The 24,666-nt window shown below is 64.1% G+C and carries 27 protein-coding genes and 1 pseudogene; 13 read left to right on the top strand and 15 right to left on the bottom strand.

Translation table 11 applies throughout. From position 1 onward, the window contains the following. Positions 1 to 436 precede the first annotated feature (436 nt). Complete coding sequence (locus tag WN73_RS44720) at positions 437 to 682, top strand: DUF7662 domain-containing protein (protein ID WP_442870117.1); 246 nt, start codon at positions 437 to 439, stop codon at positions 680 to 682. A gap of 14 nt (positions 683 to 696) precedes the next feature. Here the strand turns inward: WN73_RS44720 and WN73_RS20080 are convergent, their stop codons facing one another. Both WN73_RS20080 and WN73_RS44715 read right to left on the bottom strand, forming a co-directional pair. Continuing rightward, the gene (locus tag WN73_RS20080) at positions 697 to 876 is read right to left on the bottom strand and encodes a hypothetical protein (protein WP_143279317.1); all 180 of its coding nucleotides are present in this window, start codon (positions 874 to 876) and stop codon (positions 697 to 699) included. A gap of 177 nt (positions 877 to 1,053) precedes the next feature. Next, positions 1,054 to 1,266 carry a helix-turn-helix domain-containing protein gene (locus tag WN73_RS44715; RefSeq protein WP_371740485.1) on the bottom strand — a complete coding sequence of 71 codons (213 nt, stop codon included), beginning with the start codon at positions 1,264 to 1,266 and terminating at the stop codon, positions 1,054 to 1,056. A 552-nt stretch (positions 1,267 to 1,818) separates the two neighbouring features. Between WN73_RS44715 and WN73_RS20075 the strand changes: the two genes are divergently transcribed. From WN73_RS20075 to WN73_RS20065, 3 genes are all read left to right on the top strand, one after another. Further along, positions 1,819 to 1,959 (top strand): hypothetical protein, encoded by a 141-nt coding sequence (locus WN73_RS20075; RefSeq protein WP_271554525.1) that lies wholly within the window; start codon positions 1,819 to 1,821, stop codon positions 1,957 to 1,959. Between the two features lie 255 nt (positions 1,960 to 2,214). Beyond that, a complete protein-coding gene (locus WN73_RS20070; RefSeq protein ID WP_097668980.1) occupies positions 2,215 to 2,436 on the top strand; it encodes a hypothetical protein in 222 nt (73 codons plus the stop codon). Between the two features lie 219 nt (positions 2,437 to 2,655). Beyond that, a complete protein-coding gene (locus WN73_RS20065) occupies positions 2,656 to 2,901 on the top strand; it encodes a hypothetical protein (protein ID WP_097668979.1) in 246 nt (81 codons plus the stop codon). 1,058 nt (positions 2,902 to 3,959) lie between these two features. On the opposite strand, the gene WN73_RS20060 is transcribed toward WN73_RS20065, so the two are convergent. Beyond that, positions 3,960 to 4,424, bottom strand: coding sequence for a hypothetical protein (locus WN73_RS20060; protein ID WP_271554524.1), 465 nt, complete (start codon positions 4,422 to 4,424; stop codon positions 3,960 to 3,962). A gap of 211 nt (positions 4,425 to 4,635) precedes the next feature. Here WN73_RS20060 and WN73_RS20055 point away from each other — a divergent pair, with 211 nt between their 5' ends. From WN73_RS20055 to WN73_RS20035, 5 genes are all read left to right on the top strand, one after another. Then, positions 4,636 to 4,938, top strand: coding sequence for a hypothetical protein (locus WN73_RS20055; protein WP_271554523.1), 303 nt, complete (start codon positions 4,636 to 4,638; stop codon positions 4,936 to 4,938). A gap of 158 nt (positions 4,939 to 5,096) precedes the next feature. Then, entirely contained in the window at positions 5,097 to 5,330 is a 234-nt protein-coding gene (locus WN73_RS20050) for a hypothetical protein (protein WP_161533203.1), read from the top strand. Between the two features lie 326 nt (positions 5,331 to 5,656). Then, positions 5,657 to 8,383, top strand: a complete 2,727-nt coding sequence (locus WN73_RS20045; RefSeq protein WP_039186634.1) for a DUF2235 domain-containing protein — start codon at positions 5,657 to 5,659, stop codon at positions 8,381 to 8,383. A gap of 112 nt (positions 8,384 to 8,495) precedes the next feature. Further along, a complete protein-coding gene (locus tag WN73_RS20040; RefSeq protein WP_028173578.1) occupies positions 8,496 to 9,167 on the top strand; it encodes a response regulator in 672 nt (223 codons plus the stop codon). Further along, positions 9,164 to 11,089 carry a sensor histidine kinase gene (locus WN73_RS20035; protein ID WP_271554519.1) on the top strand — a complete coding sequence of 642 codons (1,926 nt, stop codon included), beginning with the start codon at positions 9,164 to 9,166 and terminating at the stop codon, positions 11,087 to 11,089. The genes WN73_RS20040 and WN73_RS20035 overlap by 4 nt, the downstream gene beginning before the upstream one ends. 140 nt (positions 11,090 to 11,229) lie before the next feature. On the opposite strand, the gene WN73_RS20030 is transcribed toward WN73_RS20035, so the two are convergent. After that, positions 11,230 to 11,520 carry a hypothetical protein gene (locus WN73_RS20030; protein ID WP_028173580.1) on the bottom strand — a complete coding sequence of 97 codons (291 nt, stop codon included), beginning with the start codon at positions 11,518 to 11,520 and terminating at the stop codon, positions 11,230 to 11,232. A 233-nt stretch (positions 11,521 to 11,753) separates the two neighbouring features. Between WN73_RS20030 and WN73_RS20025 the strand changes: the two genes are divergently transcribed. After that, positions 11,754 to 11,978, top strand: a complete 225-nt coding sequence (locus tag WN73_RS20025) for a cysteine rich repeat-containing protein (RefSeq protein ID WP_028173581.1) — start codon at positions 11,754 to 11,756, stop codon at positions 11,976 to 11,978. 112 nt (positions 11,979 to 12,090) lie between these two features. Then, positions 12,091 to 12,273: pseudogene (locus WN73_RS20020) on the top strand (GMC oxidoreductase); the annotation flags it as partial. 3 nt (positions 12,274 to 12,276) lie between these two features. On the opposite strand, the gene WN73_RS20015 reads toward WN73_RS20020, so the two are convergent. The 4 genes from WN73_RS20015 to WN73_RS20000 form a co-directional block, all read right to left on the bottom strand. Then, positions 12,277 to 12,966, bottom strand: a complete 690-nt coding sequence (locus tag WN73_RS20015) for a hypothetical protein (protein ID WP_028173582.1) — start codon at positions 12,964 to 12,966, stop codon at positions 12,277 to 12,279. A gap of 138 nt (positions 12,967 to 13,104) precedes the next feature. Beyond that, positions 13,105 to 13,824 carry a hypothetical protein gene (locus tag WN73_RS20010; protein ID WP_038965342.1) on the bottom strand — a complete coding sequence of 240 codons (720 nt, stop codon included), beginning with the start codon at positions 13,822 to 13,824 and terminating at the stop codon, positions 13,105 to 13,107. A 137-nt stretch (positions 13,825 to 13,961) separates the two neighbouring features. Continuing rightward, on the bottom strand, positions 13,962 to 14,210 hold the full coding sequence (locus WN73_RS20005; RefSeq protein ID WP_028173584.1) for a hypothetical protein: 249 nt from the start codon (positions 14,208 to 14,210) through the stop codon (positions 13,962 to 13,964). A 168-nt stretch (positions 14,211 to 14,378) separates the two neighbouring features. Then, the gene (locus tag WN73_RS20000) at positions 14,379 to 15,344 is read right to left on the bottom strand and encodes an NAD(P)H-dependent flavin oxidoreductase (protein ID WP_271554517.1); all 966 of its coding nucleotides are present in this window, start codon (positions 15,342 to 15,344) and stop codon (positions 14,379 to 14,381) included. 108 nt (positions 15,345 to 15,452) lie between these two features. Between WN73_RS20000 and WN73_RS19995 the strand changes: the two genes are divergently transcribed. Beyond that, positions 15,453 to 17,015: an AMP-binding protein gene (locus WN73_RS19995; protein ID WP_271554515.1), complete on the top strand. Its 1,563-nt coding sequence runs from the start codon at positions 15,453 to 15,455 to the stop codon at positions 17,013 to 17,015. A gap of 423 nt (positions 17,016 to 17,438) precedes the next feature. On the opposite strand, the gene WN73_RS19990 is transcribed toward WN73_RS19995, so the two are convergent. From WN73_RS19990 to WN73_RS19960, 7 genes are all read right to left on the bottom strand, one after another. After that, complete coding sequence (locus WN73_RS19990; protein ID WP_271554514.1) at positions 17,439 to 18,212, bottom strand: thioesterase family protein; 774 nt, start codon at positions 18,210 to 18,212, stop codon at positions 17,439 to 17,441. Positions 18,213 to 18,442: 230 nt separating this feature from the next. Next, complete coding sequence (locus WN73_RS19985) at positions 18,443 to 19,411, bottom strand: NAD(P)H-dependent flavin oxidoreductase (protein ID WP_011084145.1); 969 nt, start codon at positions 19,409 to 19,411, stop codon at positions 18,443 to 18,445. Positions 19,412 to 19,661: 250 nt separating this feature from the next. Then, positions 19,662 to 21,062 (bottom strand): aspartate ammonia-lyase, encoded by a 1,401-nt coding sequence (locus tag WN73_RS19980; RefSeq protein WP_271554512.1) that lies wholly within the window; start codon positions 21,060 to 21,062, stop codon positions 19,662 to 19,664. 36 nt (positions 21,063 to 21,098) lie between these two features. After that, the gene (locus tag WN73_RS19975) at positions 21,099 to 21,629 is read right to left on the bottom strand and encodes a hypothetical protein (RefSeq protein ID WP_028173589.1); all 531 of its coding nucleotides are present in this window, start codon (positions 21,627 to 21,629) and stop codon (positions 21,099 to 21,101) included. A 128-nt stretch (positions 21,630 to 21,757) separates the two neighbouring features. Further along, positions 21,758 to 22,360 carry a YqaA family protein gene (locus tag WN73_RS19970; protein ID WP_161533195.1) on the bottom strand — a complete coding sequence of 201 codons (603 nt, stop codon included), beginning with the start codon at positions 22,358 to 22,360 and terminating at the stop codon, positions 21,758 to 21,760. A gap of 45 nt (positions 22,361 to 22,405) precedes the next feature. After that, a complete protein-coding gene (gene hisE, locus WN73_RS19965) occupies positions 22,406 to 22,810 on the bottom strand; it encodes a phosphoribosyl-ATP diphosphatase (RefSeq protein ID WP_011084141.1) in 405 nt (134 codons plus the stop codon). 158 nt (positions 22,811 to 22,968) lie between these two features. Next, positions 22,969 to 23,337, bottom strand: a complete 369-nt coding sequence (locus WN73_RS19960; RefSeq protein WP_271554510.1) for a hypothetical protein — start codon at positions 23,335 to 23,337, stop codon at positions 22,969 to 22,971. 229 nt (positions 23,338 to 23,566) lie between these two features. Between WN73_RS19960 and WN73_RS19955 the strand changes: the two genes are divergently transcribed. Then, the gene (locus WN73_RS19955) at positions 23,567 to 24,616 is read left to right on the top strand and encodes an ABC transporter substrate-binding protein (protein WP_271554509.1); all 1,050 of its coding nucleotides are present in this window, start codon (positions 23,567 to 23,569) and stop codon (positions 24,614 to 24,616) included. Positions 24,617 to 24,666: the final 50 nt, after the last annotated feature.

Raw genomic sequence — 24,666 nt, 5'->3', positions numbered from 1 at the left:
AAAAATTCGTCGCTGCGGCGCACTAGTTCGCCTCGCCGCGACGCAGTGCCAAAGGCAGAAGCTGCGAGGTCGGTCCGAAACGAGTTAACCGAAAATTGCGGCTTCTCGTCAATGCTGAGATGGTTGTAATCGCCGCACCGCGGCTCCCTTGGAAGTACCTGTTCCATTTCGATTTTACACTCGGTTGGCAGTCTCCTCGCTGGAGAAGTCCGCTATGTGCAAGGGAATTCTGATTGCGCTCTTGGCGCTCCTCTTCTTAACGACGTACGATCACTATTTGTCAGATGGTCGCTATACCGCAGCCGCGATCGCGATGACGAAACAGATTGGTCGCGCCTACGGCGTCTGAGCCCCCGGCTCGGATTGGCGGTCGCCGAATTTTGAAAGCGAGCCCGTGTACGATGAGCGAATTTCTGCCTTGCCGGCCACTGAGACCATGACCTTCCGAAAATCGATCTACGAACCATTGCATCAACGGCTGTTGAGCGAGCGCAGACAAATCGTTCGGCTAACCTTCTCCGAAATGGAAGAGATACTTAGAAGAAAGCTTCCAGCATCGGCTCACAAATTCACGGCGTGGTGGAGCAACGAAAGCTCCATGAAGGTTGGACATACCCAAGCAAGGGCTTGGATGAACGCGGGCTTTCGCGCGCATGCTTCGATTAAAGATCGCGTCGTTTGATCAAGCTATACGGCTTAGCGCTTGTCGAAGGCCTTCGCACGCTGGAACAGCACGGTTTGAAGTCCGGTAATGATCAGCTTGTTCAACGTCTCACAATCGTTTGGCGACAGGTGGGGAAGCTGGCGCGAAGTCTTCCACTGCTCAATGGCGGCGGTCACAGCGGCGCGCAATTCACTATCAGTCGGGCTGGTCATCGGTTGCCCTCAATGCGACCGCCTATAGCTTGGGCCTTTTTGCAGTGAAGGCAATTGAACCTTCGATGTACCGGCTGAGAGTTAGTCAGCGGATTAACGGGCGATGCGGTCAGATCGCGGCCCCATGTCCGCAGCAGATGTGATCTTGCGACCTTAAAGATTGATCGCCGTTCTAGATCACTCCGGCAACTGAGCGAATAACCTCCCACTCGTCCTACTCGCTCGTCCCCGCTGTTTTTGAAAGCGCTGCAAGCGAGCGTAAACCGCTTGTCGGGTGCGGCCTAGCCGCTCGCCGACCTCTTCAGCTGTGGCACCTGCGCTAAAGAGCGAGAGCAATTCCGCCTCTTCGTCTGGCGACCACGGACGCGTTGATGTGCGACTGTTCGTCATTCGCAGTGCCTAAATGCGCGGCGGCGCTGGCCGTCTCGGTGGATCAGGAAAGCGAGCTGGCCGCTCTGAGCGCGGCGGCGCCGGCAAGCGGCTGGGCTCAGGCGCGCGATTACCGCGCGTCATCCACGCTGCTAGACGAGCGTAGCTTCGCCTGAGAGCCGGAACGAACCAAGCCGCCGATGCGCCCTCGTGATCCATGTTCGAAGCATAATTTCGAGCCATTTAGAAAAGATTGCCGACTCCACCCGGTTGGTAACTGATCCTCAAGAATGCAAATGCAAAATTAGTTGCAATGCAAACAGAGCGCTCGCTTGAGACGAAATTGACCAAAAGGCATTTCTCAACTTTCTGCGGGATGTCGATTGGATCGCCTCCACGAAGTTGCCCGACACCCCCGGAACCAAGCTTGCGCTTCTGCGAAATGGCTGGATCGAACGACGCTCAACGAAAACGGGTATCGAATGCCGCATGACAGAAGCTGGTCTGAGGGTGCTTTACCAACCGCGATGACTGCAAGGCGCGGATTAGGAAACGACGAACGTGTCAAAGGCCATGGAACTGATCGTCGCTGGCTACGTGAAGGTGCGGGACCGTCGCGCGCTGACGGACTTACTCGCGCATCGCCGCAAGGTTCTCGCTGAGCTGCAAGCCGTGTCGGGCATCAACCCACAAAGTGCTGTCAAAGCAATATAAGACGAACTCGCGGTGATCGAAGCCGGCCTAGAAGAACTCAAACCCCCGCCGGGATCATTGCCCGAGAACGAGCGGAGCTAGCACAACAAACGTCCTATCACCGCGGCCCTCGTTCGCTTGACTGCGAATAGTAACCGGGCGGAAACCAATCCGAACTACGCTAGTTGAGCGCTTAACGGACAGGGCGCGATACGCATGGGCAGGAGAAGCCCGCTCCCCGAAAGTGGAGCGGGTTTCTTTTTCGATTGAGCAAGAATGCGCGTTAATAAGATCACGTGGGACAAAGTCGGCCGGGTAACCGAGCCGGGTCGCTACAAGTGCTCTTTCGGATATCTAACCGTCACTTCAGAGGACATTGAGGTGTGGACGCGCTATCCCGACGCGACCTTCACTTTGATCGCGCGGCCGACGACTGAGCAATCGGTGGGGGAAGATTACCGTCTAGGCGCGTTCGACATCGGCGATCGTCAACAGTAGGCCTGAGGAAAGGGAACATCGAACAACGACGTTTCGACATTCGTTGGAGGCTTTCATTACTGCCAACGCCACGAAGCGGTTTTACCTTCAATTGACGCTTCCGCTCCGCGGCGGGGCTAAAGATCGAAGCATCGCAGCCCCCATAGGAACTTAGCCGCGCAGGTTCGGTTGGCTACGGTGTGCCGCTCGGCGTCCCTTTGCCAACATCAGGAGATGTAGGTGGCAAAAGCTTTAATTTCGAAGGCTGACCTCGAACGCATTGCGCTTCAGGACATTCGTAGTTTCCCCGGCTCCGAACATGTCGTCTCAGTAGAAGTCGAATACGCGGCCTATCAACCACAGGGCATCAACTGGCAATTGTGTGTCATAGCGAACGACGGAGGCGATCTCGACCGCATTCAATATGCTGCCAAGGTCACAAGCGATCGGTTGAAGCGCCGATACGATCTTCGGCTGGCCTCCTAGGCAGCACGATCAGCCCGTGGTGTCGAGCTGATGCGCAATGAGGATCTATATCAATCGCCTCGCCGGGACGTCGCTGGACAAGGGCGTCGAACTGAACGCGCGGGCATGCTGCCAGGGACAGCAGCCTTGTTCCAGATTTAACGTTCCGCGGCGACATCAAGCTTAATCCGCGTCTTCGATTGCACCGGGGCTAAGGAGAGTTAGCCTCTCTTGCACCGGACATAGTCCCATTCGGGTTCACCATGGCGCAGCCGTCGCGCCAATATACTCGGCGCGGCGGCTTCGTTTGATTTGATTGGACATCTCGCGCGAGTTGCATTTGAAAAGGCGGTCAGACAGCGCCCCCCTCGATCTTATTGAGATGCGTCGGCAACTCACGGCCATGCGCTCGCAACACTCGGACAACCTCGCCATAGCATCGCTACTGAACCGCTTCCTCGTGAAAGTTGCGTTTTTGTCAGAGCCAAAGGATGCGGCGCACGCGCAGCATCTACGGTCTGAGTTCGCACGGACGTTGCGAAGTGTTGAAGGCATCGCCTCGCGGAGCGTCGTTAAGCAGCCCAAGTAACACTAACGCACGGACGTTCTTGCGCTCGCCGGGGCCGGCGACGATGCTAGATGCAGTCGCGAAGTCGTCCTCGTCTCGCGTACCGGCGACTTCCCGGCTAGGGGTCGCCGTCCCATTGGTCGGCGACCCCGCCCTGTGATGCTGCTAACCTTGAGGGGACTGAAAGTGTCTCTCGAATGGACGGGTGTTGAGCGGCGACGCGTCACACGCAAGACGGTGGACCAGATGGTTATGCTCTCGCTGCCAGGCGACGTGATCATCACGCCCTGCAAGATGTTAAACCTTTCCGTTCTTGGCGCCGGCGTACTGCTAAAAGATATTCCAATCCGGTCGACTGGCTTCGACCTATCCTTCGACGAATTTCGGACGAGCTTCCCGTGCCGCCTCGTATGGCGTCGCGGTGTTTTCGCCGGGGTGGAGTTTGTCCATTAGCTTCCCACTCCCCCGGCCTGGTTCCAGCGTGCCGCTCCCGCGGGCGATATGACCTGGGTTAGCGGCGTTCGCGGCTTCGACCATGCTTGCCATCCTTGCCGACGCGCTTCGCAACTGGGTCTTGTGTCCCAGTTGAATGGCGAGCGCGATTTACGCTCCGATTGCTGCCCCCGATTTCCTCGGCAATAGCGCGGTCGGACTTCCGCGGGTTCTCGGCAATGGCCGCTTCAGCACGCTTGCCGGCGATCAGGCCGCGACGTGTGCCATGTTCGCCAGCCTTCAACAATGTTGATAGCAGCGTTGGTAGGATCAGAAGTGGGATAAAATATTTCTGCATAAAATCAATTGCTTGAAGGTTTATTGGGGTGCCGGCCAGGGCGATTGTGGAGACCGGAACGGCATGGGGTGTGCCTGCTGCCGGGGAGCCTGCTATTTTTTTTTGCCAGCTAATACCGCGCGTCGGTTTGTTGGTATTTCTGTTGGTATCGGCCGCCATTGACGACGAAAAATAATTCAAATTCAAATAGTTATGGCATTAGGCGGTTACCGGCCAGGGGCACCACGCTTCGCCCTTCGGGCTTCGCGTGGCGCAGCCATGCGAGACCGAAGGGCGAAGCGTGTCCGGCGAAGCCTCTTGGCGAAGACGGACTGGCTCAACGTAGCTCAATCCCTTCCCATCCTCCCGTCCCCACTTTATAAACCGGTAGCTTCTTCCGTCATTCGAAGAGGCTCACATGAACGACCTGCACACGTGGCTTTCGCAGCAGCACCACGGTTTGCGCACCTTCCGGATCTTTCAGCAGAAACTCGAGGTGCTCGGCCGGGACCATCCATCCCAGCGCGGCCTGTGCCGCCTGTTGAGCAGTCTCGTCGGCAGCTATGTCGAGGCCTTTGACGAGGCCCCGCTGCCGGTCGAAATTGCCGACGGCGCCTATCGCCGCCTGCTGGCGCTGGTCGCAAGCATCGACCTGAATGCCGACGCCGACCGGCGGCTCGCCGACATCAACCGGGTTGCGGAGAGTCGGCTCTGGCAGTGACGAGAAAGTGCCGCCTGCAACCAGCGTCGGCCCTCCCCAACGCGCTGTGCCGGCAGAAGGCCGCGCGCGTGCCGGAACGAACGATCGGCGGCGCGTTCGACTTCGCCAAGTCGATACCTATATCCTGCAGCAACGTGGTGTTGCAGCGAGCAGCTTTGATGGCCAGGAGACGCACGACGGAAGCCGACTCCGACGACCTCCCCCGCTATTTCGTCTGGGTCCGGGGCCTCGAAGGCCCCGAGCCGCAGAAATGGACGGCGATGGATTTCGGCATCGGCGACTGGAAGCGGCCACTCGTGCTGGCCTTTCTGGAGCTGCCGGAAGGCGAGCGGCACCTGCCGCTGTCGGCACTGGCGCGGCGCTATCCGCCGCCGCGGGTGGAGACATTGTAGGCTTGTAGAGTGGGTTGGGCGAAGCCGTAACCCACCACTTCCCTATCCGCCGAAGCAGAAGAGGTGGGTTACGCTGACGCTACCCCACCCTACGAAGAGCGACATCGCTTCCCCTCGCCGTCCGGCACGCCGACCAGCAAAACCAAATGCTTTTCGCGACCGTCATTCCGCGACGTCCGACCGCGGCGAGACCGCGCGTTCCTGCTTGCTACCTCAGCGGGACTATGCGCAGAATACATCCCATTTTATAACGCAATCGTTGATTGAGTCCGAGGAGTGCCGGCTCGGGCCTGAAGCGCTTCCTCGTGAAATTGCCGGAGGAGCCCATGCCAGATCAGGATGGCGCGCGGACCGCTGATACTGCCGGACCGGAACACCCGCATAGCAGGATGAATGCCGGCGGGACGGCCGACGCCGCCCGGTCGAAACGCAAGCTGGTGCTGTTCGCCGACGGCACGGGCAATGCGTTCACAGCCCAGGAATCCAGCGTCTGGCGTCTCTACGAGGCGCTCGACCACACCCAGCCGGACCAGATCACCCACTACATCAAGGGTGTCGGCACCGCCGGCTGGGCGCCGCTCGCCGCGCTCGACGGCGCAACCGGTTTCGGCGTGCCCTCCAACGTCCGCAAGCTCTACCGCTTCCTGTGCTGGAACTGGCGCGAGGGCGACGAGATCTACATCTTCGGCTTCAGCCGCGGCGCCTTCACCGCGCGCACGCTGGCGTCCATGATCGCGAGCCAGGGCCTGGTGCCGGCGGAGATCGAAGGCACGCCGGTGTCGCATGAGGAGATGGGGCGCAACGCCATGGCCGCGTGGCGGGAATACCGCCGCGACACCGTGCCATGGAAGAAGAGCCTGCCGACGATCTGGATCGCGCGCTTCATCCGCGATTTCCTGCTCTATCTCTATCATTCGATCTGCGGTCACCGTTCCTACGCCGATGTCCGGGCGGCGATGAACGGTCGCAAGGACGTCGACATCGAATTCATGGGGCTGTTCGACACGGTCGAGGCCTTCGGCGTCCCGATCGAGGAGCTGCGCGTCGCGATCGACTGGGCGATCTGGCCGATCTCGTTCCGCAATCACCGGCCCTCGCGCAAGGTGAAGCACATCTGTCATGCGCTGGCGCTGGACGACGAGCGCACCACCTTCCATCCGCTGCGGATCGACCAGAGCCATTTGGCGGCCGACCAGACGGTCAAGGAGGTGTGGTTCACCGGCGTCCATTCCGACGTCGGCGGCGGCTATCCGGATTCCACGCTGTCCTTCGTGCCGCTGGTCTGGATGACCGATCAGCTCGAAGGCCGGCTCCGTTTCCAGGACGGCGAGATCGAGCACTTCAGGGACTACCAATCGGCGATCGGACCGAAGCACGATTCGCGCAGCGGCGCCGCCGTGCTCTATCGTTACGGACCACGCCCGGTCCTCGCCGGTGAGGTCAATGGCGGGCTGCCGGTGGTGCACTTCGCCGTCATCGAACGCATGCTGTTCGGCTGCGACGACTACGCGCCGATCATGCTGCCGGCGGACGCGCTGGTGCTGATGCCGGACGGCAGCAAGCTGAACCTCATCGCGGACAGTACCCGCGGGGTGATGAAGCAGGCCTATCTGGCGAAAGCCAAGGGCCCGCGGCGCGAAAGCGAGGCCGAAGCGTTCACGCGCATGAGCACGCCCAGCGCCGAAATGGCCAGGCTCACGCGCGACACCGTGTGGTGGCGGCGCGTCGCCTATTTCTCGCTGCTGTTCATGGTCGGCGTGATCGCGGTCTGGCCGTGGATCGCCCGCAGCCTGATCGGGGTGTCGAAGGATAACGGTCTGCAAGGCACGGTGGTGCTGCACGTCATCGCCACCATCGATTGGCTCGTTGGCGCCGTGCTGGGTCCGCTCGCCAATCTCGTCAGGAACGTTCTGCCATCCTATGCGGCGCCGTGGCTCGACATCACGCTGTATTACCCGTTCGCCACCTCGACCGTCCTGGCCATCACCTACCTGATCTGGCGCAGGAACACGGTGCTGCGCGACACCATCCAGGAACGCGCGCGGCTGGCCTGGAGCAGGCCGCACCGCATGGCAAGCCGGCGGCATGTCGACGAGCCCGGCATGCTGCTCCGCTTCGCCCGATGGATGCGGCTGAATGCGGGGCCGGCCCGCTGGTTCTTCGTCAGGCTCGTGCTGCCGGGCATCTTCCTGTTCATCATCTTCTACGCCGCACTGCTAATCGGAGCGACCAGCGTCTTCACGGCCCGCACCGCGACCGGAAATATCTGCGCGACGCCCGGGCCGGAGGCCGGGACGCCGGTGCCCGACGAGCCGGTCGATGCGCCCGGCCGCTTCGCGACGAGGGAGTTTTGCTGGTGGAGCGGCCTTGCGGTCGAGAAGGGCCGCAAATACCGCGTCTGGGTCGAGATCGAGGATCCCTGGTTCGACCGCACCATCATGAGCGGCACGAACGGCTTCATGACCTATTTCACGCCTCACTACCTCGCCCTGCCGACGCTCCGTCAGTTCGGCGCCGCCTGGTTCCAGCCCGTGGTGCGCATCGGCACGAAGGGAATGAGCGACATTCCGCTGCAGGCCGTCAACGTCATGCCGGCCGAGGAATTGCCGCGCCGGATGAATCCGACCATTCCGGCCGAGGACGATGCGGACAAGCGCAAGGGCAGGTATCCGACCCAGCTGGACAAGACGAAGGAGTTCGAGGCACTCCCCGACAACAATCCGCTCAAGCTCGCTGTCAGCAAGCTCGGACCTTTCGACCCGGTGCCGAAGGATCCCACGGCGCGCACGATCTGGGAGGACCAGAAACTGTCGGGACGGCTGGTGGCCGAATTCGTCGCGCCCGACGCCGGCGATCTGTTCTTCTACGTCAACGACGCCGTGCAGATTTACCCAGCACTGCTGCCGGCAGCGTTGCGGCCGGCGATGCTCGACGCGGTCCAGGGGCCCTATGAGCAGTTCTACAAGAACAATGCCGGCACCGCGCGCATCATCGTGCAGCGACTGCCGAGCCTGCCGATGCCGACGGACAAACCGGCCGCGACGAAGCAGTAGGCGTCCGGGACGCCGCCTCATTGCGGCCCCCATGATTATGGGTGTCGCGGCGTGCCTGCTGCGGGTAAACTTGCCGTGCGCCGCGGGGGACACGCGGTGCGGGACGATGGACATGAGCGAACAGGGCGAGACGGGTGACGCCATCACCATCCTCCTCGTCGAGGATGACGCGCCGACCTGCTGGCGGCTGCAGGATGCGCTGGTCAAGGCCGGCTACGAGGTGCGCAGCGCCGGCACGCTGGGAGAGGCCCGGTCAGCGCTGGGCGAGGCGGCACCGCGCGTGCTGCTCACCGATCTCAAGCTTCCCGACGGCCATGGCGTCGAGCTGATCCGCGAGGTCCGGCAGCGCTTTCCCGACACCGAGATCATGGTGATCTCGGCGCTCGGCGACGAGGAGAGTGTGATCTCCGCGATCACGGTCGGCGCCACCGGCTACCTGCTCAAGGACGCTTTCCCCACCGATATCGCCACCACCGTGCGCGATCTGGTCGCCGGCCATTCCCCGATCTCGGCCTCGATCGCACGTTTCATCGTGCGGCGAACGCAAAATTCGGCGGAGCCGCCCCCGGGCCCCGCACTCAACACCGCAAGACTGACCCCGCGCGAGATCGACATCCTCTGGGGCATCGCCAAAGGTTTCAGCTATGCCGAGATCGCAAGCCATCTCGGCCTGTCCAGGCAGACCGTGCCCGGGCACATCAAGAACATCTATCGCAAGCTCGAGGTCCACACGCGCAGCGAAGCGGTGTTCGAGGCCGTCCAGCAGGGCCTGATCAAGCTGTGAGCGAGATCGCGGCGAAGGCACCGGCCAAACCCGCGCGGCGCCGGCTGCTGGCCGCGCGCCTCGTGCCTTACCTGCTGCTCCAGGCGATGATCGTGATCGCCACCATCCTCGGGCTGCGGCTGCTCCAGCCGAGCGACCCCGACGATTTTGCCTTGAGCGGATTTTCGCTGCGGGAGGACGGCGCGAGCCGTCCCGTGACGCTGCCGCACTTCACCTCGTCGCGTTACTCTCTGGCCGATCCGCCGCTCTACACCGGCGCCTTCACGGTTGGGCGCGGCGATGCGGCGACGGGATGGTCGGTGTTCCTGCCGCGCTTCAGCAATGCGGTGGAGGTCGCCGTCAACGGTGTCGTCGTGCTCGACTCCCGCCGCGATTTCAACGCCAACCGGCCGGACCGTAACACGCCGCTCATCGCGCTCATTCCCGCATCGTTGCTGCGTGACGGCGGCAACGAGATCACGGTACGGCTGTTCGTATGGGGACCCTTGAAGGGTTTTCTCGACACCGTCTATGTCGGCCCCGATGCAGCCTTGCGTCCCGCCTATGAGACACGCACGCTGCTGTTCGTCACGTTGCCGGTGGTGTTCTCCGCCTGGCAGTCCATCCTCGCCGTCATCCTTGCGATCATGTGGCTGATGCGGCGCCGCGAGCCGGTTTACGGCGTGCTGGCGGCGGCGATGGTGCTCGGCGTGGTGCAGGCGTTCGTACCGCCGCCGGTGCCGCCGGCCACCACGTCGCGGCTTGCCGCGGTGCTGCTGGCATCGGCACCGACCGAGAGCGCGCTGATCGTCGTGTTCGGCGTGCTGTTCTTCGGCTGGCGCTGGCCGCGTTACGGCGCGCTGCTGTTCGCGCCGGGCATCGTCGTGTTCGTGGTCGGGCTGATCGCCGGGCCGCCACTGCCGCGCATTCTGTTTCTCCTGCTTGGCATCCCCACGGTCGGGGTCTGCCTGTTCCTGATGGCCTGCGTCACCGCGGCCGCGGTTGTGCGGCGGCAGGATGCCGCGAGCTTCACGCTCGGCTGCGCGGTGAGCATCGTGCTGACCTGCTGGGTCCACGACATGCTGTCGGTGTCCGAGATCGTCACCAACGAACGCATCTTCGTCTCGCGCCTGTCCTATTCGGCGATGCTGGTCGCGATCGGCGCCGGCCTGACCTGGCGCTTCGCCCGCGCGCTGAACCAGGTCGACAGCTTTGCCGGCCAGCTCGTGACGCGCGTGCGCGAGGCCGAGGAGCGGCTGAAGGCGAGCTTTGCCCGCGAGGAGGCGCGCGCCCGGGCCGCCGCGCTCGCCAACGAGCGCACGCGGCTGATGCGCGACCTGCATGACGGCCTCGGCGGCCAGCTCGTCAGCATCGTCGCGCTGTCCGAGCGCGGCCATGAGGGTGCGACCATCACAGACGCCGCCCGCGCGGCGCTGAAGGATCTCCGTCTCGTTATCGACTCCATGGACGACATCGGCGGCGACCTCATGCTCGCGCTCGGCTCCTGGCGCGAGCGCGCGGCGATGCAATTGCGCCCGCACGACATCGCGCTCGACTGGCGCGTGGCGACGCCGCAGGGCCTGCCGCTGCATCCCGAGCTCAGGCCATGGCACGTCATCCAGATCGTGCGCATCCTCGACGAGGCCGTGACCAATGCGGTCAAGCACGCGCACGCCGGCAATATCGCGGTCACGATCGAGACGCTCGACGCGGACCAGGGGCCGTACGGCGTGATCAGCGTGACCGACGACGGCCGCGGTTTTGCGCTGGCCGGCAATTGCGAGGCCGCTAGCGCGAGCCAGACCGCGCGGGGCTTGCGCAACATGAGAAGCCGCGCCGCGCGCTGCGGCGCGGTGCTCGATCTGAGCTCGGATGCCTCGGGCACGCGGGTGCGGCTGCAATTGCCGCAAATCTTTCCCGACAGCGACGCCGCTGCCGGCTGAAAAAGCCCCCTCCCCGAACGTGTGGGACGCACGGAGAGAGGGAACGGGCCGGATGATCTTCATGCGGAGGACGGGGGGTTCGTCCGCAGGGTCATCACGTCGCCCGAAGCGATGCAATCAACTCAATTCGAACGAGATCGTCAGCGAACACCGACGCGATTGACCGGGCCGCCGCGATTCATCGGCGTGCCGGCACGTACGCCGACACCGGGCGCACCGACGCCGGGCGTCGCGACCGCAGCCGCCGCGACCGGGGCTCCCGGCGCGACCACCACCGCCGCCGTCGGCCGCACCACGCAGCCCTTGGGCACGCCGACCGTCTTGCAATAGACCACCGCCTGCGCCGGGCTCGTGCCCAGCGACACCATCGCCGCACCCGCCAGCGCCATGATCGTCAGCCCGGCGCTCAGCACTCCCGCTCTTTTCGACATCTTGCTCTCCTGCTTCCCGTTCGGCGTCCCGGTGCAATCACCGGGTTCGCAGCCGACGTGCAGTCTGAATGGCAAAAGACGGCGTACGGATACATGCCATGAAGATGGGGGTACGCAGGCCAGAAGCGCGATCCGATGCCATGAACATGGCATGGACCGGCACCAGGCCTTCGCGAGATGGTCCGCCCGCTTGATCCCGAATGGGACCACCGACAAGCCCAAAGAGGTGTTTTATGAAGATTTCGATTCTTGCCGCGCTGCTGCTTGCCGCCACCGCCCTGCCCGCCGCGGCACAATCCGGTCCGACGCTGCAGGAGCAGATGGCCTGCCGCGGCGACGCCAGCAAATTCTGCGCCGAGCATGTCGGCAAGCCGCCGCAGATGAACGCCTGCCTGCGCGAGAACAAGTCGAAGCTTTCGGACGGCTGCCGCAAGGTGGTGGAGTCGCACGGGGGGTGAGCTAGCGGTCATTCCGGGGCGCGCCGACGGCGCGAGCCCGGAATCCATCGCGCTGCGGTCATCGCGGATAAATGGATTCCGGGCCTGCGTGCTGCGCACGCATCCCGGAATGACGAGGCGCTGCCGGATGGGCACGGACGATCTCGCCGTCGTCGATCCGCAGCGGTTGCAGGTGCGAGGCATTGACGGCTTGCATATCGCGGACGCCTCGTTGATCCCGATCATGATCTCCGGCAACATCCAGACGCCGACGATCCTGATTGCCGAGCGCGCAGCGACCGCGATCCTGGGTTAGGTGCTAGTCGTCGTCGGGGCCGAACAGCCTGATCTGCGGGAAGCTACCGCGCGGCCGGCCCGCGTAATCGCGCGCGTCTGAATCTTGGCGGATGTTGCGGGCCACGTCGTCCCAATCGGTCCGGTCGCGCATGCCGCGGGGATCGCGGGACTCATAGCGGTGACGCTCGGACCAACGCTCGCGCCGATCCATCCGGCGCCGTTCGGACGCGGCATGCTTCACGTCAAAATCCCTCGCCTTGGCATAGGCGTTGTCAGGTGAGGAGGACGGCTCTGTCGAAGCCTGCTGTTCGACGGGCTTTGCGGCCTGCGGAGGCGATGGCGATGCCGGTTTCGGCGGCTCGACCGCGGCCGCTTGCGACGGCTGTGGCGCAGGCAGCTCGGCGTTCGCCGGAGTGACCTGCGTGTCGGGCCTTGTCTCAGGCTTGGCGTCGTCCCGCGCCTGCGCGGGCGCGGCGATCATCGCGCCGAAGGCTTGCGAGCCGGTGAGATATTGCACGCGCTCCGACGGCGCATTGCTCTGGACCGGCGCGATAGCCGCTTCCGTGCGCTGCGCCAGCTTGCCGGCATCCGGCCCCTGCTTGGGCGCGATCGGATTCATGATGTTGCCGGCGACGATGCCGCCACCGAGACCAATGGCGATGGCCGCGACGATGGTTCCGGCACCGACGAAATAGGCTGTCGAGGCGCGCATTGGTCCACTCCCTCTTTTGGAGCGGGCAACGCCTGGAGATTGCCGGATGTTCCTGATATCGACGGTTCCCTCGGCGCGATGGCTTGCCACCGCGCCTCAGCTCATTGTTTGAGCATGATCTCTTCGGGAAACCGCGCGTCAGATCTGCTGCGCGACCTTCTCGAGCCCAATGATGCGGGCGAGCTTGCGCACTTCCTCTTTCTGGTCGTCACGCAGTTGGAACAGGAGCGGCATCGCGGCCGACTTCAACTGCTGGACCTCGTCGCAGTTCGGATCGATCTGCGCGCCGGGCGGCGCGTTCGGATTCGACAGCTTGTTCGCCTGGATCCTGCGGACGACGTTGCGCAGCGCCGTCTCGACCGAAGGCCAGTAATATTCCTGCGACGACGACAGCTTCAGACGATCCTTGATGCCCGAAATCTGAACGTCGGAGAGCAGCGAATAGGACTTCTGCGGCTGCGGCTTGGCGACGACTTTCGGCTTGGCCGGGACTTCGACGGCGGGAGCTTCCGCCGTGGGCGCCTCGTTCACGCTCGCCGATGAACCCGTCTTGGACATCGGAAAATCGGACGGAGTGGCGGCGGCAAAGGCCTGGCGCAGCGGCTCGGTCAGCACCGGCGCCTGCGCAAGCTTGTCGGCGGGCACCTGGACCGGCTCGATCGCGGCCGAGGCAAGCGCCAGGGTCGGAACCAGACGGTCGGCCTTGGCGGCGCGGTTGGTCGCGAGCGGTTTCGGCGGGGCCTGGGTGATCATCTCGGCGCTAACGCTGGGCACGCTGTCGCGTCCGAGAATGGCGGTGGTGGCGGCACCGAGGACGAGGAAACAGGTCAGAACGACGATGGTGATGGCTTTGGACAAACGTCTCTCCGAGGGGGAGGGGCGGTTCACGATGTTGTCAACGGTGCCCGGGAAAAAGGAACGAATTAAGGCTTGAGTGTGCCTTTGCGGCGACAATCACCATGCCTATGGCGACACGACTAAAAAGCCGAGTAAAATCAAGCAGCTGAGGCCAGATCGTAGGCATCCTGGATGTCCGCGACGATTTCGGAGGCCTCCCAGACCGCGCGCGGCTCGACCGATTGCAGCGTCACCGTCCAGTTGCCGCCCCGGCGGGTGCGGGGGACGCTGACGATATCGAAGCGCACATTGCGGCACAGCGGGTGGCGGGCCAGCGCATGGGCCACGCGGACGCGGATTTCGTCCAGCGAAGCCGCCGTCTTGGAGTTGAGAAAATCGAAATCCATCGCCTGTCCCTCTCGGTCCTGATTGGCGGCCTTGAGGGGGATTCTGGGCGGGCGATGGTTAATCTGCCGTTAAGTGAGGGGGAAATGCAGCCGTGCTGGATTAACTGTGATCGATGCGACGGCGCCTGGTCTTCCTCGCCCCGTTCATACGGGGAGAGGGAAAGGAACCTATCGCCCACCCGCCGCGCGATATTCTGCGACCGTCCGCGCGACGAGATCGTCAACCGCAAGCACATCGGTCACGCCGGATGTCGAGTGCCCGCCGCTCCAGATATCGCGCCAGCGCTTTGGCCGGTTCTCGCGCGCGTTGACGTCGATGTCCTTGGCGATGTCGATCGCCCCGCGCGCCGGCAGGTCGTCGGGATCAAGCCCCGCAGCGACGATCGACGGCTTCAGCATGCTGGTCTGAAGCCCCGTGAACGCGGTGGTCAGCAGGATGTCGTCGGCGCTGCTCTCGACCAGCATCCGTTTGTGACGATCATCCGCCATGCTCTCGCGCGTCGCGATAAACTTCGTGCCCATGTAGCCGAGATCGCAGCCGAGCACTTCCGCGGCATGCAGCGCGCGGCCATCGCTGATGCCGCCCGCGACCACGATGATGCCATCGTAGAATGCGCGCACCGCGCGGACGAAGGCGAACGGATTGAGCCAGCCGGTCTGCCCGCCCGCGCCCGCCGTGAGCAGCACGAGTCCATCGGCACCTGCTTCCGCCGCACGTTCGGCGTGGCGGATCGAGGCGACATCCGCCAACACCAGCGCACCGGCGTCATGCAGCGGCTTGAGCACTGGCGCGGGCGAGCCGACCGAGGTGATGACGATCTCCGGCCTGTGCCGCAGCAGCACGGCGAGATCCTGCTCCAGCCGCGCATTGGAGCGGTGCACGATCAGGTTTGGGCAGAGCGGCGCCGCCTTGCGGCCGGCTTGATCTTCATGCCGGCGCAGGCCCGTTTCGATCTCGCGGAGCCATTCGTCGAGCTGTTCCGCGCTACGGCAATTCGCGCTGGGAAAGCTGCCGATCACGCCGCTCTGGCAGGCCGCGACCATGAGCTCGACGCCCGACACCAGAAACATCGGCGCGGCGATCAGCGGCAGCGCCAGGCGATCGCGGAAACGTTGCAGCCGATCAGACGTCACGCATGCCTCCCTCGCGCGGGCTGTGTCGTTCCATCCCGCATTCCCTGTGCTAGCGTTACGGCAAACATTGGCACGCCAGAAGCCGATGACAAAGCAGCGAGGAAACATATGTCCGATCCGCTCCACGCATCGTCCCCGACTTGCGCACAGGCGCTGCGGGCGCTGGCGCGCTATCCCGGCCGCACCGCGTTCGCCTGGCCTGGCGGATCGCTGAGTTATCAGGGCACCATCGACCTGATCGGGCGCATCCAGGGCGTGTTCATGCGGCTTGGAGTGCAGCCCGGCGCGCGCGTCGCCTTCCTCACTGCGAACCGCGCCGACACCTGGTGCGCGGGTGTCGCAGCGCAATTGTCGAGGTTTTGCGTCACCTGGCTGCATCCACTGGGATCGGGGGGAGACCAGCTGTTCCAACTCGAGGATTCCGAGGCCGAGGTGCTGGTGGTCGATGCGGCCGCGTTCCGCGATCGCGGCGGCGAGCTTGCCGCGAGTGCGAGCCGACTCAAGGCGGTCTTCACCACGGGACCGGCCGGGTATGGCGTCGACCTGTTGCAGGCGATCGAGATCGAAGGCCATGCCAGCGCTCATTGCCTCGCCGGCCCTGACGATCTCTCCACGCTGAATTACACCGGCGGCACGACCGGCAAATCCAAGGGCGCGCTGCGCTACCACCGCGAAAATGCCGGAGCCGCCGCCGCGATCCTCGCCGACTTCGAAATCCCGGAAGGTGCGCGCTATCTCACGGTCGCCCCGATCAGCCATGTCGCCGGCACCAAGGTGCTGCCGACCCTGATGCGCGGCGGCACCGTGCACATGCTGAAGGGTTTCGATCCCGAGGCCGTGCTGGCGACGATCGCGCGCGAGCGCATCAACTTCACGCTGTTCGTGCCGACCATGATTTATGTGCTGCTCGACCATCCCGCGCTGAGCAGGACCGACCTCTCCTCGCTCGAGCTCGTGCTCTACGGCGCGTCCGCGATGTCGCCGAGCCGACTGATCGAGGGCATCGAACGGATCGGGCCGGTGTTCTCGCAGCTCTACGGCCAGACCGAATGCTATCCGATCTCGGTACTGCGCAAGAAGGACCATGATCCCCGGACGCCCGAACTGTTCCTGTCCTGCGGCTTCCCGATCGCGGCCTGCGAGGTCAGGATCCTCGACGACAATGACCAGGAGGTGAAGACGGGCGAGGCCGGCGAGATCTGCGTGCGCGCCCCGCATGTCATGGCGGAATACTGGAAGCGGCCTGACATCACCGCCGAGACGCTGAAGAACGGCTGGGTCCACACCGGCGACATCGCGCGCAAGGACGAGCGCGGCTACATGTTCATCCTCGACCGCAAGAAGGACATGATCGTCTCCGGCGGCTTCAACATCTTTCCGCGCGAGGTCGAGGACGTGCTGTCGCAGCACGCCGATGTCGCGATGGTCGCGGTCGTCGGCATCCCCGACGAGAAATGGGGCGAAGCCGTCACCGCCATCGTGGTGCCGCGCGAAGGCGCAAAGCCCGATCCGGACGAGCTGATCAATTTCGTGAAGACGCGGAAAGGTTCGGCGCATGCGCCAAAGCAGATCCAGTTCGTCAAGCAATTGCCGATGACCGGCGTCGGCAAGGTCGACAAGAAGGTGCTGCGCGCGGGATTCTGGAGCGGGCGGGACCGGATGGTGGGGTAGTCGTCTCGATCTGCAACTTGTGGCAGGCGGCACCGTGCAGGCCCCCGCGCCCGACCCCGGGATTTTACGGTGTCGCTGTGACCGGCGAACAACAGCGCGGAAGGGACTTTTCAGGCACGCCGTCCGCGCGATTGCGGGCGAATCAACGAATCAACTAGACCGCTGATGGGGCTGGGAAGCGGAGTATCAAATGAGAGTCGCTTCCTTGGAAAGTGCGTTGGCCGCGATCACGTTGATCACGGCTATTGTTGTCCTGCTGTGGGAGATCAAGATCGTCTACGGCAGTTGAACAGGCAGGACGCTGGCGTCGAACAGAGACCTCCGGACAAGAGAAGAGGCTCGCGACCAGGGCATCCCTTCCGCGGCGGCGGAAGTCTGCCGTTCCTTCGGCTCAAGCAGCGATCACGGCGCTTGCCGTCACGCTCACCGCTTCTCGATCACCAAACTCTGCACCGCGCGACCGAAATAGCCCTGCCGATCCGCCAGCCGCGACATGGCGAGTCCTGCGCCATCAGGGCCGATCCAGGAGTCGCCGTCGAGCAGGATCCATTCGCCGACCGGCTGGCGCGCAAGGCTCACGGTGAGGTCCGCGTTGATGTAGGTCCAGGCGCGGAAGTCGAGCGTCGAGGCGGTGCCGTTGGAAAAGTCGGCGGCGACCACGGCGCGCATGGCCTGCGAGATCGCTTCGCCCTCGATCAGGGGATGGTCGACGCGAAACCAGATCGCGCCCGCACCGGCCTGGCCGAAGCGGCCGCGCGCGGCGCGCATCGAGACCGAGCGCACGAACGGGCTGCTGGCGGCATGACCGTCCTCGACCAGCGAATCCTCCGGTGACGGCAGCGTGAGCGGGACTTCCTTGACGTCATCCGGCAGCGCCTGCGCCTGACGCCTGATCTTCAGCACTGTGGCACCCACGACCTGCACGCCGTCGGCGAGCAGCTTGATTTCGCAGAGCTGAATCTTGCGGCCCTCGCGCAAGACCTCGGTCTCGATCGTGAGCGGCGCCACCGGCACCGGGCGCATCAGATCGATGGTGACGCGCGCGATGTCCATCGTAACAGGCGTCGGAATACGCTCCGCCGCCCACGTCACCAGCGATGCCGGCGCCGAGCCATGCTGCATGCGCCGGTCCCACGGACCCGCAGCGTCAGGGCTGGTGACGACACTGTTGCCGTCGACACGGTAGATCGGGGGCATGGTGCAGATCTCTGTTGGCTGAGACGCTCGGAGTTCCAATGACAGTGTCGTCCTGGCGAAAGCCAGGACCCATTACCCCAGGGAGAAGTTGTGGCGCGCAACTCTCAACTCCGAGTCTTCGCCAAACTACTCCCTGGGGTAATGGGTCCTGGATCTGCGCTCCGCTCCGCTGCGCTTGTCCAGCACGACGGAGGAAAGATACGCGCGCTGCAATACGCAATAGCCGCCGTTCACAACGGCGGATCGATCGCCTCGTCGTATTCCTTCTTGAAGCGCGCGATCAGCTCGGCGGCAGGCAGAACCTGGTCGACGCTGCCGATGCCCTGGCCCGAGCCCCAGATCTCCTTCCAGGCCTTTGGCTTGGCGCGCTCGCCGGAGGCGTCGGTGCCGAAGTTCATCTTGGACGGATCGGACGTCGGCAGGTTCTCCGGATCCATGCCGGCGGCGAGGATCGAGGGCTTCAGATAATTGCCGTGCACGCCGGTGAAGAGGTTGGAATAGACGATGTCGTCGGCCGTCGACCCCGCGATCATCTCCTTGTACTTCTCGACAGCGTTGGCTTCCTTGGTCGCAATGAAGGCCGAGCCGATATAGGCGAAGTCGGCGCCGAGGATGCGCGCGGCGCGGATCGCCTTGCCGTTGCCGATTGCGCCCGACAGCGCGATCGGGCCGTCGAACCACTTTCGCGTTTCCGCCACGAAGGCAAGCGGCGAGATCACGCCGGCGTGGCCGCCGGCGCCGGCCGCGACCAGGATCAGGCCGTCGGCGCCCTTCTCGATCGCCTTGTGCGCGAATTTCTGGTTGATCACGTCGTGGAAGACGATGCCGCCCCAGCCGTGCACGGCCTGGTTCAGTTCCTCGCGCGCGCCGAGCGAGGAGATGATCATCGGCACCTTGTACTTGGCGCAGAGCTGCATGTCGTGATCGAGCCGGTTGTTCGACTTGTGCACGATCTGGTTGACCGCGAACGGCGCCGACGGCCTGTCGGGATGCGCGCGATCATAGGCCGCGAGCTCTTCGGTGATCCGCGCCAGCCATTCGTCGAGCAGCTCGGGCGGCCGCGCGTTCAGCGCCGGAAACGAGCCGACGACACCCGCCTTGCACTGCGCGATCACGAGATCGGGCACCGAGATGATGAAGAGCGGCGAGCCGATCACGGGGATCGACAGGCGCCCTTTGAACAAGGCAGGCATGGACATCGCGAAACGATCCTCTATTGGCGGTCAAATCGAAGCTGGGAGCCATACCAACAAGGCAATCTTTCCACTGTCAAGTATTGCGTTTTGCCGCCGCGGAAGATGCCGTTACCGCAATTCCAAGCCGCGGAATTCCTCTTCCGTCATTCCGGGGCGCCGAAAGGCGCGAGCCCGGAATCCATCTGACCTCCGCACGCGTGGCGAAATGGATTCCGGGTTCGCGCTTCGCGCGCCCCGGAATGACCATGAGACATCACGCAATCAGGTCCGGATTGATCAGCCGCTCGAACGAGAACATCTCGTCCCACTTCTCCTGCGTCAGCAGCTTGCGCTCGACCACCACGATCTGGTGCAGCGACTTGCCGCTCTTGTAACCTTCGCGCGCGATCTCGGCGCATTGCTTGTAGCCGAGCAGCGGCTTCAGCACCGTGACGATACCGAGCGAGTTCAGCACCATGTTGCGGGTGTGCTCCGCGTTGGCGGTGATGCCGACGACGCAGTTCTCGCGCAGGCTGTTGACCGCGCGCTCCATGGTGCGGATCGAGAAGAACAGCGCGAACGAGATCACCGGCTCCATCACGTTGAGTTGGAGCTGGCCGGCGGACGCGGCAAGCGTCACCGTGGTGTCGAGGCCGATGACGAGGAAGCTGGTCTGGTTGACGACCTCGGGGATCACGGGATTGACCTTGCCCGGCATGATCGAGGAGCCCGGCTGGAGCTGCGGCAGGTTGATCTCGTTGAAGCCGGCGCGCGGGCCCGAAGCCAGCAACCGGATGTCGTTGCAGATTTTTGTCAGCTTGCTCGCCGTGCGCTTGAGCACGCCGGAGAGCTGCACATAGGCGCCGGTGTCCGAGGTCGCCTCGACGAGGTCGCCGGCGAGAATGAAGTCGATGCCGGTCAGCGCGCTCAGATGCCGGACGGCGAGCTTGGGATAGCCGTGCGCCGCGGTGACGGAGGTGCCGATCGCGGTCGCGCCGAGATTGATCTCGCGCAGCAGCGCCCGTGCCTCGGAGATACGATCGACCTCCTCGCCCATGGTGGTACCCCAGCCGCGGAATTCGGCGCCGAGCGACATCGGCACGGCGTCCTGAAGATGCGTACGGCCCATCTTCAGCACGCGGTCGAACTCACGGCCCTTGGCGAAGAACGCCTCCTGGAGCTGGCGCAGCGCCGTCATGTAGCTCTCGAGCCGCAGGATCAGCGCGAGGCGGAAGGCGGTCGGATAGGTGTCGTTGGTCGACTGGCCGTAGTTCACATGATCGTTCGGGCTGACGTGCTGATAGTCGCCCTTCTTGAAGCCCAGCGATTCCAGCGCGAGGTTGGCGATCACCTCGTTGGCGTTCATGTTGGTCGAGGTGCCGGCGCCGCCCTGGATGAAGTCGGTGACGAATTGATCCATCATGTCGCCGGCAATCACGCGGTCGCAGCCGAGGATGATCGCATCGGCCACCTTGGTGTCGATCACGCCGAGATCGCGATTGGCCATCGCCGCGGCCTTCTTCACGTAACCCAGCGCCTTCACGAAGTAAGGCTCCTGGTTCATCGGAATGCCGGTGATGTGGAAGTTCTCCTTCCCGCGGATGGTCTGGACGCCGTAGTAAATATCGTCGGCGATCTCACGCTGTCCGAGGAAATCCTGCTCCGTACGGCTCATGGGCGCTCCTGGTTGCTCGCGCGCGGCGTCGTCACGTCAGTTCTGGCACAGCGCGCTGGTCACGAAAGTATCGGTGCGGCAGTCGTCCGGTTTGCGTTGCCTGCCCGGGATGAGAACCTTGGCCGAGCATTTCTCGGCGGAGTCGGCGTTGAGGCTCTTGCCTTGCTTGTAGCCCTTGCCCTGGCAGAGCTGGTCGGCGGCCTGCTTGCAATCCGGCGCGCCGTTCGACGAGACCGGACAGGCCACGCGCCCCGAGACCATGGTCGAGGGCGTGGCCAGCCGCGACAGGTCGTTCATGGTCTCGCTCGGACTTTTGATCGGCGGCAGGATCGAGGGCAGCTTGTCGAACAGCTTGCCCATTTCGTTGATCAGCCCAGGATTTTCCCCGCCCGCCGGCGGGGCAGGCGCCGATGGCGGCGGCGCAGCCTGCGGCCCCTGCTCCTGCAAGCCGAGCGCCGGCGGCGCGGATTGCGGCCATCCAGTCCCGCCCGCACCCAGCAGGAGCAGCAGCACTGCTGACGTCAGCGTCCCAAGCCGCACGGCCGGATTGCCGGATCGAACCATCATGACGGCAACCGTAGCCGAAGCCGGCGCAGCGGCAAAGCGCTGCGGATGCGTTATCCGTCGAGCATGATCTATCCGCAAAACCGCTTCACGCTTTGCGCTGACGCGGCCCTTCGGGTCCGGATCATTCTCTAGATCAGCTTGACCGCCACCACGAAGCCGAGCACCAGCACGGCGGCACCGAGCGCGACCCACAGACCGAGATGCTTCTCGATCCGAACCCGGATCCAGTCGCCATAGCGGTTGAGCAGGATCGCGGCGATGAAGAAGCGTCCGCCGCGCGCGACGATCGAGCACAGGACGAACAGGCCGATGTTGTAGCCGGCAAAGCCCGAGGTGATGGTGACGAGCTTGTAGGGGATCGGCGTCAACCCCTTGAGCAGGATGATCACCGCACCCCACTCCGCATAGGAGGCGCGGAAGGCATCGACCTTGTCGCCGAGGCCATAGACCTGGATCAGCCAGTGGCCGACCGAGTCGAACAGCAGCGCACCGATGGCGTAGCCCAGCAGGCCGCCGAGCACCGAGGTCGCGGTGCAGACCGCCGCGTAGACCCAGGCGCGCTGCGGGCGCGCCAGCGACATCGGGATCAGCATCACATCCGGCGGAACCGGAAAGAAGGAGCTTTCGGCGAAAGCCACGGCTCCCATGATCCAGAGCGCGTAGGGCTTGTGGGCGGCGTCGATGCACCAGTCGTAGATACGTTTCAGCATGGCGCCGCGATGAAGCACCATGGGACGGATTTGTCCATGCTGAGATTGAGGCGAATTATGACGGTTCTAGTGGCGCTTGCGCGCCGTACGGCCCTCGAGCGCGACAATTGGCCGCCTCGCGGCGACGCGCGGTGACGCAACTTTGGGCAGCTTCATCGCCGACTTCGGCAGCTTCTCGGCGATGCCGAGCATGTCTTCCCGCCGCGTCATCTCGCGCCAGACGTCCTCGGGGCGCACGCCGGCCGAGGCCCAGAGCACGGTGAGGTTGTAGAGCAGGTCGGCGCTTTCCCGGACCACGGCATCGGTGTCGCCATTGACGGCATCGATGACGACCTCAATGGCCTCTTCGGCCAGTTTCTTCGCCATTTTGGAGGGGCCACGCTGAAACAGCCGGGCGGTGCGCGATGTTGCCGGATCAAGGTCTCTGGCCGCGAGCACAGCCAGATATAGCCGCTCAAGCGAATCACTCATGGTACTCAAAACTACTCTAAACCAATGGCGAACGCGTTAACGCCCGGCAATTAAAGCAAAAAACAGGCCGGCGCGGCAAGTGCGACGGCCTGTTTTGGTCAACCCTTGGTAGCCAAGGTCTGGTCGCCAGGGCTGGTCTTCAAGGCTCGTCGTCAAGGCTAGTAGCAGTTGGTGTAATAGCCTTGGCCGCAGAGCTCGGAGGGGGCGGTGCCGCCGTAGCGCTGATACTGGTAGTTCGGGCCCGGACCGTAATAGGGGCCGTCGCCGTAATAGGCAGGGCCGCTGTAATAGGCCGGACCGCCATAATAGGGCCCGTTGTCGTAGGCATAGGCATTACGGGTCGCGGCGATGGCAATGCCGGTGCCGACGATGCCGGCAAAGGCTGCGGCAGCCGCTGCGCCACCACCACCACGCCAGTGACGGCCGCCGGCGTATGAGGCGGTCGGAGCGACCGCAGTCAGCGCCAGCACCGCAGCGGTGGCGAGAACGGCCTTGCGGCCGGCCAGTCTCGAAAATCGGTCGAACATGTCCTGGACCCTCCTTGGGACCTCGAATGGTGCCTGCGCAGACAGGCTCATGTCTTTCAAACACCCACGTCCCATGTTGGGTTCCCGAACCCCAACACAAGCTGAACGGGGTTGCGTAATCGTGACGCAACCACCGCTCATCCGCCGTTCATATTGGCGCGCGCAGGCTCGTCGCCGGCCGGCGCTGCGAGCGTCACGAAACCACAACAATGCGGGACCGGCGCAACTGATGTCAGAATTCAAGACGATCATTTCTCGTTGCCTGCTGGCGCTCTCGATCTCGCTTGCGACACTGACCGCACGCGACGTCACCGCGGCCGAGACCGCCGTGCCCTCCGTCGCGATCCACTTCACCTTCGACCGCCCGATCGATGCGAGCATGGCGCCGTTCTTCCTTGCCGCGAAGGACGGCAAATTCGGCGCCGAGCGCCTCAACGTCTCCTTCAACACCGCGCCCGGGTCCCCGGAGACGCTCGCGCGCGTCGTCAAGGGCGACAGCGAGCTCGCGCTCGTCGACATCAACGAGCTGATCCGCTTTCGCGACAAGGACGAGGCGGCGCCGCTCAAGGCGGTGTTCGTGCTGTTCAACCGCGCGCCCTACGCAATCGTCGCGCGCAGGAGCCGCGGCATCCACCTGTTGCCCGATCTCGACGGCAAGACCGTCGGCGTCGCCGACAGCGATCTGTCGATGCGGCTGTGGCCGGCACTGGCGCAGCAGAACGGCATCAACGTGTCGCGCATCAAATTCCACAAGATGAGCGCGGCGGTGCGCGAGCCGATCCTGTCCGCGGGGCAAGTCGATGCCGTCGCCGGCTTCAGCTATCTCTCGGCGGTGAACCTGCGCGACCGCGGCGTGCCCGGCGACGATCTCGTGGTGCTGCGCTACGCCGACTATGGCTGCGAAGCCTATGGCTTTGCCGTGGTGGCCAACCCCGCTTTCGCCGCGGCGAAGCCGGACGCGCTTAAGGGATTTGTCCGCGCCTTGATCGCCGGGATCAACGCGACCGTCAAAGAGCCCGCCCGTGCGGCGGACGAGGCCGCGAGCCGTATCGACGACGGCGACCGCGACCTCGAACTGGAGCGCCTGCGCACCGTGCTCGTCGACAACATCCTGACCGACGAGGTCAAGCGCAACGGCCTCGGCGGCATCGACCCGGCGCGGCTGGACCGCTCGATCGACCAGATCGCCCAGGACTTCAAATTCCGCAAGCGGCCGGCCGCGGGCGACATCTTCGACGACCGGTTCCTGCCGCCGGTCGCAGGGCGGCTGATCAATTGAGCAAAACCGCTAGCTTCCGCTGTATCTCGCGGACGATCCCTGCTTAGAAT

Source organism: Bradyrhizobium sp. CCBAU 45394 (genome assembly GCF_028128655.1).
GTDB lineage: Bacteria > Pseudomonadota > Alphaproteobacteria > Rhizobiales > Xanthobacteraceae > Bradyrhizobium > Bradyrhizobium diazoefficiens.
This window is presented reverse-complemented; position numbering and strand designations above follow the sequence as displayed.

Coding starts and splice junctions, on each gene's coding strand:
- WN73_RS44720 (WP_442870117.1), top strand. CDS start 437: ATGACCTTCCGAAAATCGATCTACGAACCATTGCATCAACGGCTGTTG.
- WN73_RS20080 (WP_143279317.1), bottom strand. CDS start 876: ATGACCAGCCCGACTGATAGTGAATTGCGCGCCGCTGTGACCGCCGCC.
- WN73_RS44715 (WP_371740485.1), bottom strand. CDS start 1,266: ATGACGAACAGTCGCACATCAACGCGTCCGTGGTCGCCAGACGAAGAG.
- WN73_RS20075 (WP_271554525.1), top strand. CDS start 1,819: ATGGAACTGATCGTCGCTGGCTACGTGAAGGTGCGGGACCGTCGCGCG.
- WN73_RS20070 (WP_097668980.1), top strand. CDS start 2,215: ATGCGCGTTAATAAGATCACGTGGGACAAAGTCGGCCGGGTAACCGAG.
- WN73_RS20055 (WP_271554523.1), top strand. CDS start 4,636: ATGAACGACCTGCACACGTGGCTTTCGCAGCAGCACCACGGTTTGCGC.
- WN73_RS20050 (WP_161533203.1), top strand. CDS start 5,097: ATGGCCAGGAGACGCACGACGGAAGCCGACTCCGACGACCTCCCCCGC.
- WN73_RS20045 (WP_039186634.1), top strand. CDS start 5,657: ATGCCAGATCAGGATGGCGCGCGGACCGCTGATACTGCCGGACCGGAA.
- WN73_RS20040 (WP_028173578.1), top strand. CDS start 8,496: ATGAGCGAACAGGGCGAGACGGGTGACGCCATCACCATCCTCCTCGTC.
- WN73_RS20030 (WP_028173580.1), bottom strand. CDS start 11,520: ATGTCGAAAAGAGCGGGAGTGCTGAGCGCCGGGCTGACGATCATGGCG.
- WN73_RS20025 (WP_028173581.1), top strand. CDS start 11,754: ATGAAGATTTCGATTCTTGCCGCGCTGCTGCTTGCCGCCACCGCCCTG.
- WN73_RS20015 (WP_028173582.1), bottom strand. CDS start 12,966: ATGCGCGCCTCGACAGCCTATTTCGTCGGTGCCGGAACCATCGTCGCG.
- WN73_RS20005 (WP_028173584.1), bottom strand. CDS start 14,210: ATGGATTTCGATTTTCTCAACTCCAAGACGGCGGCTTCGCTGGACGAA.
- WN73_RS19995 (WP_271554515.1), top strand. CDS start 15,453: ATGTCCGATCCGCTCCACGCATCGTCCCCGACTTGCGCACAGGCGCTG.
- WN73_RS19990 (WP_271554514.1), bottom strand. CDS start 18,212: ATGCCCCCGATCTACCGTGTCGACGGCAACAGTGTCGTCACCAGCCCT.
- WN73_RS19985 (WP_011084145.1), bottom strand. CDS start 19,411: ATGTCCATGCCTGCCTTGTTCAAAGGGCGCCTGTCGATCCCCGTGATC.
- WN73_RS19980 (WP_271554512.1), bottom strand. CDS start 21,062: ATGAGCCGTACGGAGCAGGATTTCCTCGGACAGCGTGAGATCGCCGAC.
- WN73_RS19975 (WP_028173589.1), bottom strand. CDS start 21,629: ATGATGGTTCGATCCGGCAATCCGGCCGTGCGGCTTGGGACGCTGACG.
- WN73_RS19970 (WP_161533195.1), bottom strand. CDS start 22,360: ATGGTGCTTCATCGCGGCGCCATGCTGAAACGTATCTACGACTGGTGC.
- hisE (WP_011084141.1), bottom strand. CDS start 22,810: ATGAGTGATTCGCTTGAGCGGCTATATCTGGCTGTGCTCGCGGCCAGA.
- WN73_RS19960 (WP_271554510.1), bottom strand. CDS start 23,337: ATGTTCGACCGATTTTCGAGACTGGCCGGCCGCAAGGCCGTTCTCGCC.
- WN73_RS19955 (WP_271554509.1), top strand. CDS start 23,567: ATGTCAGAATTCAAGACGATCATTTCTCGTTGCCTGCTGGCGCTCTCG.